General features: G+C 71.0%; 5 protein-coding genes. 4 read left to right on the forward strand and 1 reads right to left on the reverse strand.

The window, feature by feature from the left end:
- Together AB8Z75_RS31415 and AB8Z75_RS31420 are read left to right on the forward strand one after the other, a co-directional pair.
- Window positions 1-820: UvrD-helicase domain-containing protein (locus AB8Z75_RS31415; protein WP_369207978.1), on the forward strand; the 820-nt coding region annotated here is incomplete at its 5' end.
- A 341-nt stretch (window positions 821-1,161) separates the two neighbouring features.
- A complete protein-coding gene (locus AB8Z75_RS31420) occupies window positions 1,162-1,632 on the forward strand; it encodes a hypothetical protein (protein ID WP_369207980.1) in 471 nt (156 codons plus the stop codon).
- Between the two features lie 252 nt (window positions 1,633-1,884).
- Here AB8Z75_RS31420 and AB8Z75_RS31425 read toward each other — a convergent pair whose 3' ends face one another.
- Entirely contained in the window at window positions 1,885-2,091 is a 207-nt protein-coding gene (locus AB8Z75_RS31425; protein ID WP_114013783.1) for a cold-shock protein, read from the reverse strand.
- A 293-nt stretch (window positions 2,092-2,384) separates the two neighbouring features.
- Between AB8Z75_RS31425 and AB8Z75_RS31430 the strand changes: the two genes are divergently transcribed.
- Both AB8Z75_RS31430 and AB8Z75_RS31435 read left to right on the forward strand, forming a co-directional pair.
- A complete protein-coding gene (locus tag AB8Z75_RS31430; protein ID WP_369207983.1) occupies window positions 2,385-3,830 on the forward strand; it encodes an NAD-dependent malic enzyme in 1,446 nt (481 codons plus the stop codon).
- A gap of 368 nt (window positions 3,831-4,198) precedes the next feature.
- Complete coding sequence (locus AB8Z75_RS31435; RefSeq protein ID WP_114013781.1) at window positions 4,199-4,480, forward strand: HU family DNA-binding protein; 282 nt, start codon at window positions 4,199-4,201, stop codon at window positions 4,478-4,480.
- Window positions 4,481-4,539 lie beyond the last annotated feature (59 nt).

Below are 4,539 nucleotides of genomic sequence, written 5' to 3' on the forward strand. Positions count from 1 at the left end.
GCCCGGACCCTGGTACGCCCGCCCCCGGAAGCGCGAGGCCGACCCCCTCGACCAGCTCACCGGCCTCGAGGAGCTGACGACCGCCGCCGACCGCGACGCCGGCGCGCGGCGGGCGTACCAGGGTCCGGGCGGCGCCGCCCAGGAACGCACCGAGTACGCGCACGTCATCGTCGACGAGGCCCAGGACCTCACCCCCATGCAGTGGCGCATGGTCGCGCGGCGCGGGCGCCATGCCACCTGGACGATCGTCGGCGACCCCGCACAGTCCTCCTGGACCGACCCCGACGAGGCCGCCGCCGCCCGAGACGAGGCCCTCGGCAAGCGGCCCAGGCGCCGCTTCGAGCTGACCGTCAACTACCGCAACCCGGCCGAGCTGGCCGTCCTCGCCGACCGGGTGCTCGCCCTGGCGATGCCGGGGACCGCGCCGCCGCGCGCGGTGCGCTCCACGGGCATCGAACCCGGGTTCACCGTGGCGGGCGACGACCTCGGCGCCTCCGTCCGCGACGCCGCCGCGCGGCTGCTGGACGAGGTGGAGGGCACCGTCGGCGTCGTCGTCGCCATGGCCCGCCGTGCGGAGGCCCGCGCGTGGCTCGCGGACCTCGGGGAGCGGGTCGTCGCGCTCGGCAGCCTGGAGGCGAAGGGGCTCGAATACGACGCCTCGCTCGTCGTCTCCCCGGCCCAGATCGCCGACGAGTCGCCTGCCGGGCTGCGGACGCTGTACGTCGCGCTCACCCGCGCCACCCAGCGCCTGGAAGTCCTCAGCACGGCAGCGGACCTCCCCGACGCGGCGGGAGTCCCCGACCTGCTGCGGGCCGACTGACCTGGACCGGGCCGACTGACCTGGACCGGGCCGACTGACCTGGACCGGGCCGACTGGCCTGAACCGGGCCGCGCACACCCGCCGCAGGGGGACGGGTGTGCGCCGGAGGGCCGCTACGCCAGAGGCAGGGTGCGCGGCTGCTGGGAACGGCGGCCGGGTTCCGTGCCGCGCATGAACCCCACGCAGGAGCCGGGCGGCGGGGATAACGCGGAGGTTTACCCGGTTTCCCGACCCGGCGTCTGACGCCACGGGCGGACGAAGTCCCTAGCTTCTTCCCCGGACACGCACCGGCGTGCCCGGACACGCACCGGCGTGTCACCACGTGGAGGAGGAACGACACGATGCCCACCGCGATCGCGCGCAAGAGCGCGTCACTGCTCTTCGGTCTCGCGCTGCTCGGCGGCACCGCCGTGACAGCGGGCTCCGCAGCGGCCCAGCCCTCCGGAGCGGCCGGGACCGCGCGGGCCGGCGCCCCGGCCACGGAGTCGGCCTCTCTCGCCGGCTGGTGCAGGTACAGCAACTGGGGCGGGAAGTTCTACTGCGGCAGCGACATGCGCTACAAGCTCCCCAACGGGCACTGGCAGGTGTTCGTCATCGGCACCGACCGTGCCGCCTGGACCCGCTGGCAGAGCGGCAGCGGGCTGAGCAAGTGGACCTCGCTCGGTGGCAAGTGCTACAAGCCAGGACACGGCTCGATCGACATGGCCTGGTCGAACGGGTGGAACTTCGCGATCACCTGCATCGGGGGAGACGGCAAGCGCTGGTACAAGCAGCGCTACTCCAGCGGCAAGTGGAGTGGCTGGTACAAGTAGGACCGGTGGAGCGGTGCACGGAGGACCGGTGGAGCCAAATCGCCTCCGCGCAGGGGAATCGCGACTCCGGGGCCGTTTGTTAGCCTGGAGGTGGCACCGGCCCGATCCATGCCCCCGGGCCCAACCATAGGCGCTTCGAGCGCCCACTTGCCGCGAGGCGAGCTGGCGGGTCGGTGTCACTGAAGCGTCAGTACGAGAGGGCTCCCGCCGCCGCGGCGGGAGCCCTCTCGTCGTGCGGGGGTCTCCTCGGCGTCAGCCGACGACGCGGACCCCGTCGGCCTGGGGCCCCTTGCGGCCCTGGGTGATCTCGAACTCGACGCGCTGGGAGTCTTCGAGACTCCGGTACCCCTCGCTGTCGATCGAGCTGTAGTGCACGAAGACGTCCGGTCCGCCGCTCTCCTGAGCGATGAAGCCGTATCCCTTCTCAGCGTTGAACCACTTGACCGTGCCCTGAGCCATGTTGCGGGTCTCCCATGAAGTGCAGAGGCAGTGTGCGGGCCGATCTTAGGCCGGTTTCTGTCTGTTTCAGGGAGATTGATGGCGATTTTCCTGCGAAGGAGTGGGGGGTGGTGCGGGGGTGACAGCCTCTCGGATGGTGGAATACGATTTCCGAAACCAGGGACGCGTTACCGCGTACCGGGGGGTAGGTGGGAATATCTGTTGACGTGCCGCGCCGCTGGCCGTAAAAAACGCGGCGAAGTGGGGGCGCGCACGTGCACAACGTGACAAGGGAAAGCAGAGGGAAGTCGGCAATGGCGCCAAGCGTCTCCTACTCGATGACGGTCCGCCTGGAGGTCCCCGCAGGCGGGACGGCGGTCAGTCAGCTCACCACGGTCGTGGAGTCGTCCGGCGGCTCGGTCACCGGCCTCGACGTCACCGCCTCGGGTCACGAGCGGCTGCGGATCGACGTCACGATCGCCGCCAGCTCGACCGCGCACGCCGACGAGATCGTCGCCGAGCTGCGCTCCATCGAGGGCGTCACACTGGGCAAGGTCTCGGACCGCACCTTCCTGATGCACCTCGGCGGCAAGATCGAGATGTCGTCCAAGCATCCGATTCGCAACCGTGACGACCTGTCCATGATCTACACGCCCGGCGTGGCGCGCGTCTGCACGCAGATCGCCGAGCACCCCGAGGACGCCCGGCGCCTGACGATCAAGCGCAACAGCGTCGCCGTCGTCACCGACGGCTCCGCCGTGCTGGGTCTGGGCAACATCGGCCCCAAGGCCGCGCTGCCCGTCATGGAAGGCAAGGCGGCCCTCTTCAAGCGCTTCGCCGGGATCGACGCCTGGCCGATCTGCCTGGACACCCAGGACACCGACGCGATCGTGGAGATCGTCAAGGCCCTGGCGCCCGGCTTCGCCGGCATCAACCTGGAGGACATCTCCGCACCCCGCTGCTTCGAGATCGAGGCACGGCTGCGCGAGGCCGTCGACATCCCCGTCTTCCACGACGACCAGCACGGCACCGCCATCGTCGTCCTCGCCTCGCTCTACAACGCGCTGCGCGTGGTCAACAAGCGGATCGAGGACATCCGCGTGGTGATGTCGGGCGCGGGCGCCGCCGGGACGGCCATCCTGAAGCTCCTGCTGGAAGCGGGCGTCAAGCACGCCGTCGTCGCCGACATCCACGGCGTCGTGCACGCGGGCCGCAAGGACGTCGCCGACGCCGACGAGAGCTCGCCGATGCGCTGGGTCGCCGACAACACCAACCCCGAGGGCCACACCGGCACCCTCAAGGAGGTCGTGGTCGGCGCGGACGTCTTCATCGGCGTCTCGGCCCCGAACGTGCTGGACGGCGACGACGTCGCGAAGATGGCCGACGGCGCCATCGTCTTCGCGCTCGCCAACCCCGACCCGGAGGTCGACCCCGCGGCGGCCCGCGAGTCCGCCGCGGTCGTGGCGACGGGCCGCTCCGACTTCCCCAACCAGATCAACAACGTGCTGGTCTTCCCGGGCGTCTTCCGCGGCCTGCTGGACGCGCAGTCGCGCACCGTGACCGACACCATGATGCTGGCCGCGGCGCGCGCGCTCGCCGACGTCGTCGGCGAGGACGAGCTGAACCCGAACTACATCATCCCCAGCGTCTTCAACGAGAAGGTGTCCGGGGCGGTGGCCGGAGCGGTCCGCGAGGCCGTCCAGGCCACCGGCAAGAGCGCTCTGAGCGAACCGGCCAGGGCCACCCCCACGCAGGCCTGACCGGCCGGGCCCGTCCGGGTCCCGCCCTGCTCCGCCGGGGGATCTCCCGATCCCCCGGCCCGGCGCGTCGGGGGAAGGTTCACCCGGGCGGCCCTCTAGGGTGGCGGCAACCGGGAACGCCCGGAAGGCATCGGATTGGCTTTCCCGCCGCAGGTAGGGGCAGGATGCATCCCCAAGGACTTGTCCGAGGGGGTAACCCCGCCGAGGACGTCGTCCGGGGGGATACCCCACGGGGCGCGCGGGCCCGAAGGTGGACCCGGGTCCGGAGACTGTCGTAGGGCCCTGGCAGCATCGGCTTCGCTTGGTCCGAAATGCGGCTCTGCCGCGTGGCACGCCTCATCGGCAAGAAGAACACGGGAGTACGAATTATGAACCGCAGTGAGCTGGTGGCCGCTCTGTCCGAGCGGGCCGAGGTGACCCGTAAGGACGCCGACGCGATCCTGTCGGCATTCGCCGAGACCGTCGGCGAGGTCGTCGCCAAGGGCGACGAGAAGGTCACCATCCCCGGCTTCCTCACCTTCGAGCGCACCCACCGGGCTGCGCGCACCGCGCGCAACCCGCAGACCGGTGACCCGATCGAGATCCCGGCCGGGTACAGCGTCAAGGTGTCGGCGGGCTCCAAGCTCAAGGAAGCTGCGAAGGGCAAGTAAGCCTCAGCCCCCAGGGCGGCCTCCCCCCGGGGAGGCCGCCCTTTCGCATGCCCACCCAC

The sequence above is a fragment of the Streptomyces sp. PU-14G genome (genome assembly GCF_041028275.1).
In the GTDB taxonomy this organism is placed as follows: Bacteria; Actinomycetota; Actinomycetes; order Streptomycetales; family Streptomycetaceae; genus Streptomyces.